This window comes from Ruegeria sp. AJ12 (assembly GCF_056536245.1).
The window spans coordinates 3783261-3799236 of record NZ_JBQFJJ010000001.1; the positions used below are offsets into that span (position 1 = coordinate 3783261).

A 15976-nucleotide genomic window follows, 5' to 3' on the forward strand; every position below is an offset into this window, starting at 1 on the left:
GTCCAGCCTATAAGGACCTATGGCAATATCGGTCGACACTTTCTTTCTTGAACTGAACGGGCAAGGCACGCTGCAGGCGCAGATTCAGCAGATGATCGCCGAGGGTATTCTGTCCGGCAGGTTTCACGTCGGGGAAAAGCTGCCCTCATCGCGCAAACTGGCCACACATTTGGGGGTCAGCCGGATCACGGTCACGCTGGCCTATACCGAGTTGTTGGCCAATGACTACCTGACCGCCAAAGGCCGATCGGGGTATTATGTGTCTCAGAACGCGCCGGTCCCTCCGAAATACTCTCCTGTACAGCGCGGCACTGAAACGGTGGACTGGGACAAAGCTCTGGCGCGGCGTTTCCTGGATGCGGATATATTGCCGAAACCCAGCAACTGGCGCGAGTTCAGCTATCCATTCATCTACGGACAGGCAGACCGGACCCTGTTCGACCATGCCAACTGGCGGCTGTGCGCGGTTCGTGCATTAGGGCACAAGGACTTCGACTCACTGACCGGTGATTACGTGGATCAGGATGACCCGTTGCTGGTAGAGTTCATCGCCCGGCACACCCTACCCCGCCGTGGTATCGCGGCCCGCCCCGAAGAGATTCTGATCACGCTCGGCGCACAAAACGCGCTGTGGCTGGCCTCACGGATATTGCTGACACACAATCGCACGGCTGCCATCGAAGACCCCTGTTACTACGCGCTGCGAAGTCTCCTAAACCACTGGGATTGCACGGTGACACCCTTGAGCGTGGATCGGGATGGCTTGCCGCCCGACACGCTGCCTGACAACACTGACGTCATCTTCACCACACCCAGCCACCAAAGTCCGACAACCGCGACTATGCCGGTCGAGCGCCGCAAGCAATTACTGGATCGCGCGCGCGAGTTGGACGCGATGGTGGTCGAGGACGACTATGAATTCGAGATGGCCTTTCTGGGTGCGCCCTCCCCCGCGCTCAAGTCCATGGATCGCGATGGCCGGGTGATCTATGTGGGCAGCTTCTCAAAATCTCTGTTCCCGGGATTGCGTCTCGGTTACATGGTTGGGTCCGAGCCTTTCATACGCGAAGCCCGGGCGCTGCGTTCACTGGTGCTGCGCCACCCACCGGGCCATATTCAGCGCACCGCGGCGTACTTCCTATCTCTCGGTCACTACGACGCGCAGATCCGGAGAATGTCCCAGGCACTGCGGCAGCGGCGCGATGCAATGGATCTGGCGATCGACGAAAACGGGCTGACAGTGGCCGGGCGCGGTGTGATGGGTGGCTCGTCGCTGTGGATGTCCGCTCCCGAACATATCGACACAACCCTGCTTGCGCAAAAACTGCAAAACCAAAGTGTTCATATCGAGCCGGGTGCACCTTTCTTCTCGGGACCCGACAGGCCCCGGAATTTCTACCGCCTCGGTTACTCGTCCATATCGACCGACCGCATCGCACCCGGCGTGAAGCTGATTGCCGATGCTATTCGTGCGGGGTAGTCCGTATCTGGACATAATCCGCAATTCGTTTTGGACCTAACGCAGACCTGCCCCATGGGCCAAAACCATATTCAAAGGCCGGACTGCCCGTCCGGCTCCAACCCCATATGCGCGGAGTACACACAGATGGAGATGACGACGGAAGAGGCCTTTGTAAAGGTATTGCAGAGACATGGCATTGAACATGCGTTTGGGATCATCGGGTCTGCGATGATGCCGATCTCGGATTTGTTTCCGACGGCTGGGATCATGTTCTGGGACTGCGCACATGAGGGCAGTGCAGGCATGATGGCCGATGGCTACACGCGCGCCACCGGCAAGATGTCGATGATGATTGCGCAGAACGGCCCCGGCATCACCAACTTCGTGACCGCCGTGAAAACCGCCTACTGGAACCACACCCCGCTGCTACTGGTCACGCCGCAGGCGGCCAACAAGACCATCGGTCAGGGCGGGTTCCAGGAGGTCGAGCAGATGAAACTGTTCGAGGACATGGTCGCCTATCAGGAAGAGGTCCGCGATCCGACCCGCGTGGCCGAGGTTCTGACCCGCGTGATCGCGCAGGCTAAGCGCCTGTCCGGTCCGGCGCAGCTGAACATCCCGCGCGACTTCTGGACCCAGGTGGTTGATATCGAGATCCCCGATCCGATCGAGTTCGAGCGCAGCCCGGGCGGTGAAAACTCGGTGGCCAAGGCCGCCGAGATCCTGTCGACCGCCAAGAACCCTGTCATCCTGAACGGTGCCGGTGTGGTCCTGTCCGAAGGTGGCATCGACGCGTCGATGGCCCTGGCCGAGCGTCTGGATGCCCCGGTCTGCGTGGGCTATCAGCACAATGACGCCTTCCCCGGCAAGCACCCCCTGTTTGCCGGCCCGCTGGGCTATAACGGCTCGAAAGCCGGGATGGAGTTGATCAAGGAGGCGGATGTTGTTCTGGCCCTCGGCACGCGTCTGAACCCGTTCTCGACCCTGCCCGGCTATGGCATGGAATACTGGCCCGCTAATGCAAAGATCGTTCAGGTCGACATCAACCCTGACCGCATCGGTCTGACCAAGAAAGTCAGCGTCGGCATCGTCGGTGATGCGGCCAAGGTGGCCAAAGGTATTCTGGCTCAACTGTCCGACACCGCAGGTGACGACGGCCGCGATGCACGCAAGGCGAACATAGCCCAGAAGAAATCGACATGGGCGCAGCAGCTGTCCAGCATGGATCACGAGGATGACGATCCCGGCACCACCTGGAACCAGCGCGCCCGCGACGCCAAGCCCGACTGGATGAGTCCGCGCATGGCGTGGCGCGCGATCCAGCAGGCGCTGCCGCGCGAGGCAATCATCTCGTCCGACATCGGCAACAACTGCGCCATCGGTAACGCCTATCCCGATTTCGACGAGGGCCGCAAATATCTGGCCCCCGGGCTGTTCGGCCCCTGCGGCTATGGCCTGCCGGCCATCGTGGGCGCCAAGATCGGCCAGCCGGACGTGCCGGTTGTAGGCTTTGCCGGAGACGGCGCCTTTGGCATCGCAGTAAACGAGTTGACCGCCATCGGCCGTTCCGAATGGCCTGCCGTGACCCAGATCGTCTTCCGCAACTACCAGTGGGGCGCGGAAAAGCGCAACTCGACCCTGTGGTTCGACGACAACTTCGTGGGCACCGAACTGGACACCCAGGTCTCGTATGCTGGCATAGCCCAGGCCTGCGGCCTCAAGGGCGTCGTCGCCCGCACCCAGGACGAGCTGACCGCCGCCCTGAATCAGGCCATCGTGGACCAGAAAAACGGCATCACCACCCTGATCGAAGCGATGATCAATCAGGAACTCGGTGAACCCTTCCGCAGAGACGCCATGAAAAAACCCGTCAAAGTCGCAGGGATCGAAGCGTCCGACATGGCCGCTCAATAATTTCAAAAATTACTGCGGGCGTGACGAAACGTCAGGCCCGCAGTTATCGCTAATGTCAAACGGGACCGTTATTGCTTGTCATGCCGTGCTTTATTCCAAAAAACGACATGAGCTGACCTATGTTCCCTTTTCTCTCGAAAACATCCCCTACGGTTTCTGCGCGCCTGCTGCGACAGGCCCAGAAACTGCCGACACCGCGTGTTGCGCTTGTCAACGCCAGTTCGACAACAGCGATGGCAGGCATCCAGGAAGCCGCCAAAGCTGATCTGGCCGAGCCTGTTCTGATCGGAAACCCGGCCAAAATCACCCAAGCTGCAGAGACCATCGGCTTTGACCTGAACGGGATCCAGGTCATCGATGCCCCGCATGAAATGGCAGCACCCGAGGCTGCGCGAATGGCGCGCGACGGCCAGGTCGATGCCATCATGAAGGGCCAAATTCACTCCTCGACTTTTTTGCAGGGATTGCTGCCATCCGCGGCGGGTCTTCGTGCGCCGGGCGCGCGCTGTGCGCATGTGTTCCACGTCACGGCACCGGGGTCTGATCGCCCGATCCTGCTGACGGACGCAGCATTGAACGTCAATCCTGATGTCGAAACGCGACAGGCCAGCCTCGCCCATGCCGTTCGGCTTGCGCATCTTTTGGGGATCGAACGGCCCAAGGCCGCCATCCTTGCACCCAGCGAAGACCCGACGCCCACCATCCAGAATACGATGGAAGCGGCCGAAATCGCTGCATGGGCCAAATCCGGCCTGCCCGGTGCGGATGTTGCCGGTCCGCTGGCGATGGACCTCATCCTGTCGCGTCAGGCGGCCGAGATCAAAGGGGTGGAAACTCCCGTCGCCGGCGACGCAGACATTATTCTGACGCCCAACATCACAACCGGAAACGCAGTGGTCAAACTGATGATCCTGGGAATGGGCTGTTGCGCCGGTGGTCTGATCCTCGGCGCAAAAGTACCCCTGCTGCTGACGTCACGATCACAGGGGTCCGCCGCACGGCTGGCCTCGGCGGCATTGGGCGCAATTGTTGCGAACGGAGGGTCGGCATGATCCTCGTCCTGAATGCCGGATCGTCGTCGATCAAAATCAAGCTTTTCACGCTTGATCTGGCCCCAATCCTGTCCGGGTCGGTCAGCGAAATCGGTGGCGACGCACAGATCAAACTGGGTTCCGAAAAATCACAGATCACAGCAGAAAATCACGGGGCCGCACTGGATGCTCTGTTGGCCGGACTGGTCGGAAAAGGGTACAACCTGACGGACCTGTCCGCTGCCGGTCACCGGATCGTGCATGGCGGTGCCGACCTGACTGAACCCACTGCGTTAACCCCGGACATATTGCGGCGGATTGAAGACTGTGTGACGCTTGCGCCGCTACACAACCCACACAACCTGTCGGCCATTCGCGTTCTGGCGGACCGGCTGCCGGATCTGCCGCAGTTCGGCTCATTCGACACCGCGTTTCATTCCGACAATTCCGCCGTTTCCGTCGCCTACGCCATTCCGGTCGAGGAACGCAGCAAAGGGCTTCGCCGCTACGGGTTTCACGGGCTCAGCTATGCGTCCATGGTCGAGTATCTCGGCGGCGACCTGCCCGAGCGGTTGTTGGGCCTGCATCTGGGGAACGGGTCCAGCCTGTGTGCCATTCTGAACGGAAAAAGCGTCGCCAGCAGCATGGGCTATTCCCCGCTGGATGGGCTGACGATGGGCACCCGCAGCGGGGCGATTGACGGAATGGTCGTGCTGCGGCTGGCCCGTGAGCACGGGTTGGATGATGCAAACCACTTACTGAACTTTTCCAGCGGCTTAACCGGATTAGCCGGAACCAACAATATGGCCGAACTGCTGCAGCGGGATGATGAAGACGCCCGATTTGCCGTCGATCATTTCTGCTACTGGGCGGCTCGTCATGCAGGCAGCGCGATCGTGGCCATGGGCGGCCTGGACGCCGTCGCCTTTACCGGGGGTATCGGTGAAAACGCACCGCCGATCCGCGATAGAATCATGCGGCACCTGTCCTTTCTGGGTCCAGTACCTGTACACGTGGTACCGGCTGACGAAGAAGGCCAGATAGCCCGGGACGTGCTGCGCTTGATAAATGGGAGGAAGGTTCTGAAGTTCAGAGCCTAGGGGAGGGACTACGTGAACAAGCAACCGCAAATCGACCTGTCGCCCAAGGTGTCTGACGAGATCCGTCGCACGACCTGTTATATGTGTGCCTGCCGCTGCGGCATCAACGTGCATATGAAGGACGGCAAGGTCGCTTACATCGAAGGCAATCGCGATCACCCGGTGAACAAGGGCGTTCTCTGCGCCAAAGGCTCGGCCGGGATCATGCAGGTCAATGCCCCGTCGCGCCTGCGCAAACCCCTGCGCCGGGTCGGCCCGCGCGGTTCGGGCGAGTTTCGCGAGATCGAATGGGACGAAGCGATCAGCACTGCCGTCGGGTGGTTGAACGAGCTACACGAAACCGCTCCACAAAAGCTGGCCTTCTTTACGGGGCGCGATCAGAGCCAGAGTTTCACCTCGTTCTGGGCGCAGAATTTTGGCACGCCCAACTACGCGGCCCATGGTGGGTTCTGCTCGGTTAACATGGCGGCTGGCGGCATCTACACGATGGGCGGTGCGTTCTGGGAGTTCGGTCAACCCGACTGGGACCACACCAAACTGTTCATGCTGTTTGGCGTTGCCGAGGATCATGACAGCAACCCGATCAAGATGGGCATTGGCAAGATCAAGGCACGCGGTGCGCGAGTCATTGGCGTTAACCCCATCCGCTCGGGCTATAACGCCGTGGCGGATGACTGGGTCGGGATCACACCCGGCACTGACGGTTTGTTCATCCTGTCGCTGATCCACGTACTGATGAAAGCCGGCAAGATCGATCTGGACTATCTCGGCCGCTATACCAACGCACCGGTTCTAGTGAACGCCGCCGAAGGCCCTGAGAAAGGGCTGTTCCTGCGGGACGAGGATGGCAAACCGCTGGTGATTGACCGCATGACCGGTGAACCCACAGCCTTTGACAAGCCCGGCGTCCGCCCCGATCTGGCTGCGACCTATGAAAAAGACGGTGTCACCCACCGCCCCGTCTTCCATCTGATGGCTGAAAAGTACCTGTCAGATGACAACGCGCCCGAGGCGGTCGCTGAAAAATGCGGTATTCCCGCCGAGCGCATCCGCGCCATCGCTGCCGAAATCGCCCGCGTCGCATTCGACGAAGCCATCGAACTGGATCAGGAATGGACGGATTTCCGGGGCGAGACACATTCGAAAATGACAGGCCGCCCGGTCAGTTTCCACGCCATGCGCGGTATCTCCGCCCATGCCAACGGCTTCCAGACCTGCCGCGCCCTGCATGTCCTGCAAATCCTGCTGGGCACGGTCGAAGTCCCCGGCGGTTTCCGCTTCAAACCCCCCTACCCCAAACCGGTAGAGGCCCACCCCACCCCACATGGCGACCGCCGCCCGGGCCGCCCCCTGGAAGGTCCACACTTGGGCTTTCCGCGCGGGCCCGAAGACCTCTTGCTGGACGATTGCGGTACGCCACAGCGGATCGACAAGGCGTTTACCTGGGAAAACCCGATGTCGGCCCATGGGCTGATGCATATGGTGATCTCGAACGCGGCAGCGGGTGACCCCTACAAGATCGATACGCTATTCATGTACATGGCGAACATGTCGTGGAACTCGACCATGAACACCAAGGGTGTCATGGAGATGCTGACCGCCCGCAACGAAGACGGCAAATATGTCATCCCGCATATCATCTATTCGGACGCCTATTCGTCCGAGATGGTTGCCTATGCCGACCTGATCCTGCCCGACACGACCTATCTTGAACGGCACGACTGTATCTCACTGCTCGACCGTCCGATCTGCGAGGCCGATGCCGCAGCCGACGCCATCCGCTGGCCGGTTGTTGAGCCTGACCGCGACGTGCGCGGCTTCCAGTCGGTCTTGATCGAACTGGCCAACCGCATGAGCCTGCCGGGGTTCACCAACGAAGATGGCAGCCCGAAGTGGAAGGACTATGCCGACTATATCGTAAATCATCAGCGCAAGCCGGGGATCGGTCCGTTGGCCGGGTTCCGGGGCGAAAACGGCGATCAGGAAGGGCGCGGAGAGGTCAACCCTGACCAGCTGAATCGCTACATCGAAAACGGCGGCTTCTACGTGGCACATATCCCCGAAGGCGCGGATTACTACAAACCCTGGAACACGGCGTATCAGGACTGGGCCGTGGGTATGGGGATTTATGACAGTCCACAGCCCTATCTGTTCCAGCTCTACTCGGAACCCATGCGCAAATTCCAACTGGCCGCCGAAGGCCATGGCGACCGCCAGCCGCCCGACCATCTGCGTCAGCGGATCAAGGACACCATGGACCCGCTGCCGATCTGGTACGAAACTGACCAGCAGGGCAATGAAGGGTTCACCGTCAACGCGCTGACTCAGCGCCCGATGGCCATGTATCACAGCTGGGGCACCCAAAACGCATGGCTGCGGCAGTTGCATGGGCGCAACCCGCTGTATGTACCGACCAAGCTGATGCGCGAACACGGGCTGCAGGATGGCGATTGGGCGAAAGTCAGCTCTCCGCACGGTGAAATCACCGTACCAGTGATGGAAATGGCCGCGCTGAATGAAAACACCGTCTGGACGTGGAACGCTATCGGAAAACGCAAAGGCGCTTGGGCTCTGCAGGATGACGCGCCCGAGGCCACAAAGGGTTTTCTGCTGAACCACCTGATCCATGAACTGCTACCGCCGAAAGGCGACGGGATGCGATGGGCCAACTCTGATCCCGTGACGGGTCAGGCCGCTTGGTTCGACCTGAAGGTCAGAATCGAAAAGACCGATGCGCCCAGTGACGCGGAAAGTCAGCCAGAGTTTGGCCCAATTAAGTCGCCGGTCGGAACCGGCCCCAAAGATCTGGCGTGGAAGGTAGGCAAATGACTCAACTCCCCCAATCCACCGACCGCAAGCTGGGTCTGGTCATCGATCTCGACACCTGTGTTGGCTGCCATGCCTGCGTGATCTCGTGCAAAGGCTGGAACACGGAAAACTATGGGGCCCCGCTGTCCGATCAGGATGCCTATGGCGCCAACCCGTCCGGCACATTCCTGAACCGGGTGCATTCTTACGAAGTTCAGCCGGAACAAGGCCAGGCCCAACTGGTCCATTTTCCCAAGTCTTGCCTGCATTGCGAAGATGCGCCCTGCGTTACCGTGTGCCCCACCGGGGCAAGCTACAAGCGGGTTGAGGACGGCATCGTTCTGGTCAACGAAAGCGATTGTATCGGCTGCGGTTTGTGCGCCTGGGCCTGCCCCTATGGCGCGCGTGAGATGGACATGGCCGAAGGCGTGATGAAGAAGTGCACGCTGTGCGTCGACCGCATCTACAACGAAAACCTGCCCGAAGTGGATCGCGTTCCCGCCTGCGTGCGCACCTGCCCGGCCGGCGCGCGCCATTTCGGCGATCTGGGCGATCCGGACAGCGATGTCAGCAAGCTGGTGGCAGAGCGCGAAGGCATGGACCTGATGCCTGAGATGGCGACCAAGCCGGTCAACAAATACCTGCCACCCCGGCCGAGGGACACGGTTGACGACCAGATCGACATCCTCGCGCCGCTGTTGGCCCCGGTGGCCGACGAGCCCAAAGGTTTCGTTGGCTGGCTCGATAAGGCTCTCGACAAACTGCCCGGAGGCGCGAACTGATGCATCCGGCCCCTTCAGTCATCATATTCACCACGTTTTCCGGATTGGGTTTTGGCCTGCTGTTCTTTCTCGGCCTTGGTCAGCCAGCCGTCACCGGAATGGTCGCCTTTGTATTCTATGCCATTGCCTACGCGCTGGCGGTCGGCGGCCTTATGGCTTCGACGTTTCATCTGGGTCATCCGGAACGAGCCTGGAAGGCTTTCAGCCAGTGGAAATCAAGCTGGCTCAGCCGAGAGGGTATCTGCGCCGTCGCGGCCCTGATCATCATGGGTCTGTATGCACTTGGCGCGGTCTTCCTGAACAGCCATTGGGCGCTTTTGGGCTGGGTCGGTGCATTGCTCAGCCTGGCGACCGTGTTCACAACCTCGATGATCTATACCCAACTCAAGACCGTTCCACGCTGGAACATGGGTCTGACGCCGCTGGTGTTCCTGTCCTTCAGCCTGGCAGGCGGTGCCTTGCTGGCCGGGGTTGAAAGCCTTGCGCCGTGGCTGCTGGTCGTCGCTGGCGCCGCTCAACTTGCCTATTGGGCCAAAGGCGACAGAGCGTTGGAAAATTCCGGGACAAACATGGGAACCGCCACCGGTTTGGGGAATCGCGGCGCGGTACGCGCATTCGAACCACCGCACACAGGCACCAATTATCTGCTTCGTGAATTCGTGCATGTGGTCGGACGCAAGCATGCACAGAAACTTCGGATCATGTCTTTCCTGCTTGCGTTTGCCCTGCCTCTGGCGCTGATCCTGACGCCGGTCGAAGGTTTCGTGATCAAACACGTCTTTGCGTTGTTTGCGGTTTTGTCGCATCTAGCGGGCGTTCTGGTCTCACGCTGGCTGTTTTTTGCACAGGCGGAGCATGTCGTGGGCCTGTATTACGGAAAACGTTGATAAGAAAAAATAGCGCCGGACGGGGCTCTTTTTTGTGCCGTGTCACAAACACGGTGGCTCGCGCGTCCTGTTTCTGTACAAGTCAAAAACAGGAGTACGCAATGTCCCCTCGGATAAATCACTTTTCCGTCGCCCCCGCCTTGATGCAGCCCATGCTGGATATGGAAGACCTCCTTATGGCGTCGGGGCTGGAGCACAGCCTGATCGAGCTTGTGAAACTGCGGGTGTCTCAGATCAACGGATGCGCCTACTGCATTCACATGCACACCCACGACGCCCGTGCGAGTGGGGAAACCGAAGATCGCCTGCACCTTTTGAACGCCTGGCATGAATCGTCGCTTTATTCGGAACGTGAACGGGCGGCTCTGGCCTGGGCAGAGGATCTCACACGGATCGAAACCAGCCGCGCGCCCGACACAACTTACAGGGCGGTCGCGGCGCAGTTTTCCGAACGGGATCAGGTGGCGTTGACGCTTGTTGTCACGACCATCAACGCCTGGAATCGTCTTGCCATCGGCTTTGCCGTGCCACACCCGGTTTCGGACGCGGTGTCGGCCGCGTGACCCGGGCCGGATCAGAGCCCGGCGATACCGCATTCGTCGATATGCAACCGCGCCTATTCGCGGTTGCATATCGCATGCTCGGGTCGGTGAACGATGCAGAAGACATCGTACAGGATGCCTATCTGCGCTGGCGACGGGTCGATCCCGCCACCGTGCGCGATGAAACCGGATTTCTGATCCGGGTTGTAACGCGCCTGTGTCTGGATCAATTGCGTGCGGCGCGCACCGTCCGAGAAACCTATCCCGGCGAGTGGTTGCCCGAGCCGCTGGTAACCGAAGACGCAACCGAGCGACTGGACCGAGACGTCTCGGTGGCCCTCTTGATGGCATTGGAGAGGTTGTCACCGCTGGAACGTGCCGCGTTCCTGTTGCATGACATCTTCGATCAAACCTATGACGACCTGGCCAAAGCTCTGAATCGAAACCCAACCACGTGCAGACAACTCGTCAGCCGCGCACGCAAACATGTCGAACAGGCCAAGCCGCGCTCAAACATCGACCCAGCGCTCAGCGAAGACCTTGCAAGGGCGTTTTTCCAAGCGGCCAAAAGCGGCGACACCCAAGGCCTGACCGATCTGCTGGCACAGGATGTTCGCCTGCATTCCGATGGCGGCGGCAAGGTCATTGCCACCCTGAACCCGATTTACGGGCGGGACAAAGTTATCCGGTTCTTCGCCGGGCTGGCGCGAAAAGCAGGTTCCGCACATGGGGAGGCCTGGGCCGTGTGCAATCTGAACGGGCAGCCAGCCATCATCAACCGGGAGCCTGACGGGATCGTGCAAGCCACGTCGCTTGGCGTCGAAGACGGTCGGATTGCAACAATCTACGTGGTTCGAAACCCCGACAAGACCCGCCATCTGGCGCATCTCCTGGCCTAATGGGCCCACCAAATGCAGTGGGCCCGAAGGTCTTGGTTCACACCAGCCCGGCGTGGGCCATGGCCGCGTCGATGGCCGATTTGGTGCTGTCTTCCAACGTGGTCAGGGGCGAGCGCACCTCTTCGTCGCATTTGCCCAGCTTGCTGAGGGCGTATTTCGCGCCCACGAGGCCAGGTTCGATAAAGAGCGTCTCATGCAGCGGCATCAGGCGGTCCTGATACTGAAGCGCCGTTTTGTAATCCCCAGCCAGCGTCGCCTGCTGGAATTCGGCACAGAGCTTCGGGGAGACATTGGCGGTGACCGAGATACACCCAACCCCGCCATGCGCGTTAAAGCCAAGCGCCGTCGCATCTTCGCCGGAAAGCTGGCAGAAATCCGGGCCGCACGCGGCGCGCTGCTGGCTGACCCGCGCCAGATCACCGGTGGCGTCCTTGACCCCAACAATACGCGGCAGCTTGGACAACTCCGCCATCGTTTCCGGTGCCATGTCGATGATCGAACGGCCCGGAATATTGTAGATGATGATCGGAATTTCGGCACAATCATGCAGAGTTGTGAAGTGCTGGATCAACCCGCGCTGCGTCGGTTTGTTGTAATAGGGCGTCACGACCAGAGCCGCACTGGCACCTACCTTCTGGGCAAACTGGACAAAGCGCACAGCCTCAACCGTGTTGTTCGAACCTGCGCCGGCAATGACCGGCACACGCCCGGCTGCCGCTTTCACGACCTCTTCCACCACGGTTTCATGTTCTTCGTGACTCAGGGTCGGGCTTTCGCCCGTTGTCCCCACAGGAACCAGACCGGTTGAGCCTTCCTGTATCTGCCACTCCACCAGATGTTTGAGCGTGCCCAGGTCCAACTCGCCGTTGCGGAACGGGGTGACGAGAGCTGGCATCGAGCCTGTGAACATGGAACGCTCCTTAAGGTGCAGTATGCTGTTTTTTGCGCACCAGTCCGTCACGATATTGGGTTTGTGAGTTGATCCCGGCGGCGCAAGGTTTATCCTCACAGGCTCTATCCTTGGTTGGTCGGGAAATGCAAGGGATGACACGCGTTCTAGCCTTAATGATGACGGTGATTCTGTGCGCGGCGTTTCAGCCGCAGGCTGCAAAAGCGGATGCTGCCGCAGATTTGCGTTCCGGTCTCAATGAGATGCGAAAAGGTGACTGGAACGAGGCCTTGCGGGTCTCGGGCGCACGCGGGTCCGTTTCCCGCGATATCATTGTCTGGCACTGGTTGCGCGAAGGGTTCGGAAGCTCGGGCGATGTTCTGGTATTTCTGGACCGGCGTCCGGACTGGCCCGGGCTGGCATGGCTGCGCCGCAAGAGCGAGCCGTCTTTCACTGGCGCCGATCCCGATCGCGCATTGAAATTTTATGCTGAATTGCCGCCACAAACGGCCGAAGGGGCGCTGAACTATGCCGTTGCGTTGATGTCCAAAGGCCAACAGGGCGAAGCGCAGGCGGATATCGTCACCGCATGGCGCACGATGCCGATGGGCTCGGGGCTGCAAAAGGATTACCTAGAAAATTTCGCTACACTGCTCAAGCCGCATCATGCCGCCCGGCTTGACCGGATGCTGTGGGATGGTCATTTGATTAGCGCCGGTCGGATGCTGCCATTGGTCAGCACCGATGAACGCAAACTTGCGGAGGCGCGCATTGCCTTGCAAAAACGGGAACCCGGCGTCGATGGCAAGGTTGCCGCTGTCCCCAAATCTCAGGTCGATGCACCAGGGCTGGCCTTCGACCGTTTCGTCTGGCGCGACAGAAAAGAGCTGGACGACAGTGCGATCGATCTGATGCTGGCACGGTCGACCGGACCGGATGCACTGGGCGAGCCAGACAAGTGGGCTGAAGGGCGGCGCAGGCTGGCGCGACTTGAAATGCGCAACGGCAGCGCGTCGCGTGCCTACGACATCGCTGCGAACCATCACATGACCCCTGAAATGGGATATGGCTATGCTGATCTGGAATGGTTGGCGGGGTTTCTGGCGTTGCGCAAACTGGATGATCCGGCGACCGCCGCACGGCATTTCAAAAATTTCTCGGCTGCCGTCCGGTCGCCTATTTCTCAGGGGCGTGGCGGCTATTGGCTCGGTCGGGCCTATGCAGCACAGGGCGAGGCCGAAAAAGCCTATCAAGCCTATGCAGCCGGGGCAGATCACCAGACTTCGTTCTATGGGCTGCTGGCAGCAGAACAAATCGGGCGACCGTTTGACACCGAATTGGCCAACCCCCGTCGCGCTCCGCATTGGAAACAGGCCGAGTTTGCCGATTCCAGCGTCCTGGAAGCCGGGTTGCTGCTTTTGAAAGCCGACGAAGACAATCTGGCGGAACGGTTCCTGACCCATCTGGTCGAAAGCCTCGATGCGGTGCAGGCCAACCAATTGGGCGATCTGGCGATTGAACTGAAAGAACCGCATCTGGCGGTGATGATAGCCAAGCGCGCGGCAACCAATGGTATCGTCCTTCCGGCTGCATACTACCCTGTACATCCGGTGGCCGACATGGGCCTGCCAATGGCCAAGGAAATGACATTGGCCATCGCGCGCCGCGAAAGCGAATTTGACCCGGTCGTGATCAGTGGCGCCGGTGCACGAGGGCTGATGCAGGTCATGCCCGCCACAGCCAAGCTGGTCGCGCAGGAACTGGGTATCCTCAGCCGACATCAGACGGGGCGCCTGACAACAGATTGGCAATACAACGCAAAACTCGGCGCCAGCTACCTCTCGGGTCTGGCCGCTGATTTCAACGGCAATATCGTGATGATGGCCGCCGGATACAATGCCGGACCAAGACGCCCGATCTCCTGGATGGAGCGCTACGGAGATCCACGTGCGGGCGACGTGGACGTGGTAGACTGGATCGAGACCATCCCATTCAGCGAAACCCGCAACTACGTGATGCGAGTGGCTGAAAGCCTGCCTGTGTATCGCTCTCGTTTGGGGCAACCGGCGTTACCGGTTCCGTTCTCGCAGGAACTGACGGGATCAACTCTGGCTGCGTTCGCGCCATAGGGTGAACAGCCCGGCCGCGACAACAAGAGCGGCCCCCAGCACGACCTCTGGCCGCAACGACTCGCCAAAGACTGAGATGCCCAAGATGGCGCTCCAGACGAGGTGAAAATAGGCAAAGGGCTGCACAGCGCTGGCCTCGGCCATTTCGTAGCATTTGATCAGCAACCAGTGGCCCAAGACGCCGAATACGGAAAGAACCGCCATCCAGCCCCAGTCGCGGCTGGCCATTGGCTCCCAGAACCACATTCCGACCAGAGTCATCGCAACAGCACCGGCGATACCCGTCCAGAAAAAACTTGTGGCCGCACTATCGCGGCGTGCGGCGTATCGGGTCAGCAATCCGTAGAGCGCGAACATCAATGCGGAAATCAACGGAATGATAGCCCAAGGATTAAAGACCCCTACACCCGGTTGCAGTATGATCAGAACGCCGACGCACCCGACGCCAATCGCCAACCATCGCCGCCAGCCGACCTTTTCCCCCAGAACCGGCCCGCTGAGGGCGGCGACCAGCAAAGGGTAACAGATAAACACCGCCATCGTGTCAATCAGGCCAAGAACCGTAAACGCAAAAACCGCGACACAGATTTCCGCCGCCAAGAGCACACCACGAAAAATCTGCAATCCCGGTTGGCTGGTTTGGGCGGCGGCCTTCAAACCTCCGGGCGCGCGCGCTGCCAGAGCGATGACAAAGGCCGCAAAGAACCAGTACCGGATCATCACAACCATATACGTGTTGTAGGTCGCCGCCAGATGCCGCGAGATGCCATCCTGCAATGCAAAAACAACCGTCGCAGCGATCATCAGCGCAATGCCGGCGCCCACGTTGTTCTGCTGAGTCATGGCTTGATTGCCATTGTCATGTGGCGCTTATGCCCGTAGCCGGGCGAACGGCTGACCGTGAAACCAGCCTGCTCCAAACCCCGACGTACAAATCCTGCAGCCGTGTACGTTGCGGCGCTTCCACCTGGCACAGTGTGATCCGCCACCTGCTGCATCAGTTCAACGCCCCAGAGCTCTGGGTTCTTGGCTGGTGAAAACCCGTCAAGGAACCACGCGTCCGCCATCCCTTGCCAGCCCGGCAGGGTTCGGCGCGCGTCCCCCTGGATGACGTTCAAATCAAGTGTCTCGAAGGTACAGCTATCACCTGTCCAATGCTTCAGAAACCGAACACTCCAGGGCTTTAGTTCAGGGAAGGATGCCAAAGCACGATCCATGTCCTCGACGGCCATGGGAAAGGCTTCGAAACTGGTGAAGCGCAACGGCCCGGGCTGACCCGATTTTTCCCATTCGGACCAGACTGTCAGCATATTCAGCCCAGTGCCAAACCCAAGTTCGGCGATATGAAAACCCGGCGCAAAGCGTGCCGGCAGATCGTTTCCCGCCAGAAACACGTGCCGGGTTTCTTCCAACCCATTATCCAACGAGTAATACGGATCATCGAAACGGTCCGAGACCGGTATCTGATCATCCGTCCACGTCAAACGGGCGCGCTGGTCTGCCATCGGGGAATCCTGTAGCTAAGCGGCGCGA

At 60.0% G+C, this 15976-nt stretch carries 13 protein-coding genes; 10 read left to right on the top strand and 3 right to left on the bottom strand.

Translation table 11 applies throughout. The features are described from left to right. Positions 1-19 precede the first annotated feature (19 nt). From pdxR to ACR3E0_RS18950, 9 genes are all read left to right on the top strand, one after another. Entirely contained in the window at positions 20-1480 is a 1461-nt protein-coding gene (gene pdxR, locus ACR3E0_RS18910) for a MocR-like pyridoxine biosynthesis transcription factor PdxR (RefSeq protein WP_480480461.1), read from the top strand. A gap of 126 nt (positions 1481-1606) precedes the next feature. Next, positions 1607-3376, top strand: a complete 1770-nt coding sequence (xsc, locus tag ACR3E0_RS18915; protein ID WP_480480463.1) for a sulfoacetaldehyde acetyltransferase — start codon at positions 1607-1609, stop codon at positions 3374-3376. Between the two features lie 119 nt (positions 3377-3495). Then, positions 3496-4428 (top strand): phosphate acyltransferase, encoded by a 933-nt coding sequence (locus tag ACR3E0_RS18920; protein ID WP_480480465.1) that lies wholly within the window; start codon positions 3496-3498, stop codon positions 4426-4428. Next, complete coding sequence (locus ACR3E0_RS18925; protein WP_480480467.1) at positions 4425-5507, top strand: acetate/propionate family kinase; 1083 nt, start codon at positions 4425-4427, stop codon at positions 5505-5507. The genes ACR3E0_RS18920 and ACR3E0_RS18925 overlap by 4 nt, the downstream gene beginning before the upstream one ends. Positions 5508-5519: 12 nt before the next feature. Next, positions 5520-8336: a molybdopterin oxidoreductase family protein gene (locus ACR3E0_RS18930; RefSeq protein ID WP_480480469.1), complete on the top strand. Its 2817-nt coding sequence runs from the start codon at positions 5520-5522 to the stop codon at positions 8334-8336. After that, positions 8333-9097 (top strand): 4Fe-4S dicluster domain-containing protein, encoded by a 765-nt coding sequence (locus ACR3E0_RS18935; protein ID WP_480480471.1) that lies wholly within the window; start codon positions 8333-8335, stop codon positions 9095-9097. Before ACR3E0_RS18930 ends, ACR3E0_RS18935 begins: the two co-directional genes overlap by 4 nt. After that, positions 9097-9984, top strand: coding sequence for a dimethyl sulfoxide reductase anchor subunit family protein (locus ACR3E0_RS18940; protein ID WP_480480473.1), 888 nt, complete (start codon positions 9097-9099; stop codon positions 9982-9984). The genes ACR3E0_RS18935 and ACR3E0_RS18940 overlap by 1 nt, the downstream gene beginning before the upstream one ends. 101 nt (positions 9985-10085) lie before the next feature. Next, positions 10086-10547 carry a carboxymuconolactone decarboxylase family protein gene (locus ACR3E0_RS18945; protein WP_480480475.1) on the top strand — a complete coding sequence of 154 codons (462 nt, stop codon included), beginning with the start codon at positions 10086-10088 and terminating at the stop codon, positions 10545-10547. Next, a complete protein-coding gene (locus ACR3E0_RS18950) occupies positions 10544-11425 on the top strand; it encodes a sigma-70 family RNA polymerase sigma factor (RefSeq protein WP_480480477.1) in 882 nt (293 codons plus the stop codon). The genes ACR3E0_RS18945 and ACR3E0_RS18950 overlap by 4 nt, the downstream gene beginning before the upstream one ends. Positions 11426-11462: 37 nt before the next feature. Here ACR3E0_RS18950 and dapA read toward each other — a convergent pair whose 3' ends face one another. Beyond that, entirely contained in the window at positions 11463-12335 is an 873-nt protein-coding gene (gene dapA / locus ACR3E0_RS18955) for a 4-hydroxy-tetrahydrodipicolinate synthase (RefSeq protein WP_480480479.1), read from the bottom strand. 134 nt (positions 12336-12469) lie between these two features. On the opposite strand from dapA, the gene ACR3E0_RS18960 reads away from it, so the two are divergent. After that, positions 12470-14443, top strand: a complete 1974-nt coding sequence (locus ACR3E0_RS18960; protein ID WP_480480481.1) for a lytic transglycosylase domain-containing protein — start codon at positions 12470-12472, stop codon at positions 14441-14443. On the opposite strand, the gene ACR3E0_RS18965 is transcribed toward ACR3E0_RS18960, so the two are convergent. Both ACR3E0_RS18965 and mnmC2 read right to left on the bottom strand, forming a co-directional pair. Next, a complete protein-coding gene (locus tag ACR3E0_RS18965; protein WP_480480483.1) occupies positions 14417-15286 on the bottom strand; it encodes a DMT family transporter in 870 nt (289 codons plus the stop codon). The genes ACR3E0_RS18960 and ACR3E0_RS18965 overlap by 27 nt on opposite strands. Then, positions 15283-15948 carry a tRNA (5-methylaminomethyl-2-thiouridine)(34)-methyltransferase MnmC2 gene (mnmC2, locus tag ACR3E0_RS18970; RefSeq protein ID WP_480480485.1) on the bottom strand — a complete coding sequence of 222 codons (666 nt, stop codon included), beginning with the start codon at positions 15946-15948 and terminating at the stop codon, positions 15283-15285. The genes ACR3E0_RS18965 and mnmC2 overlap by 4 nt, the downstream gene beginning before the upstream one ends. Positions 15949-15976: the final 28 nt, after the last annotated feature.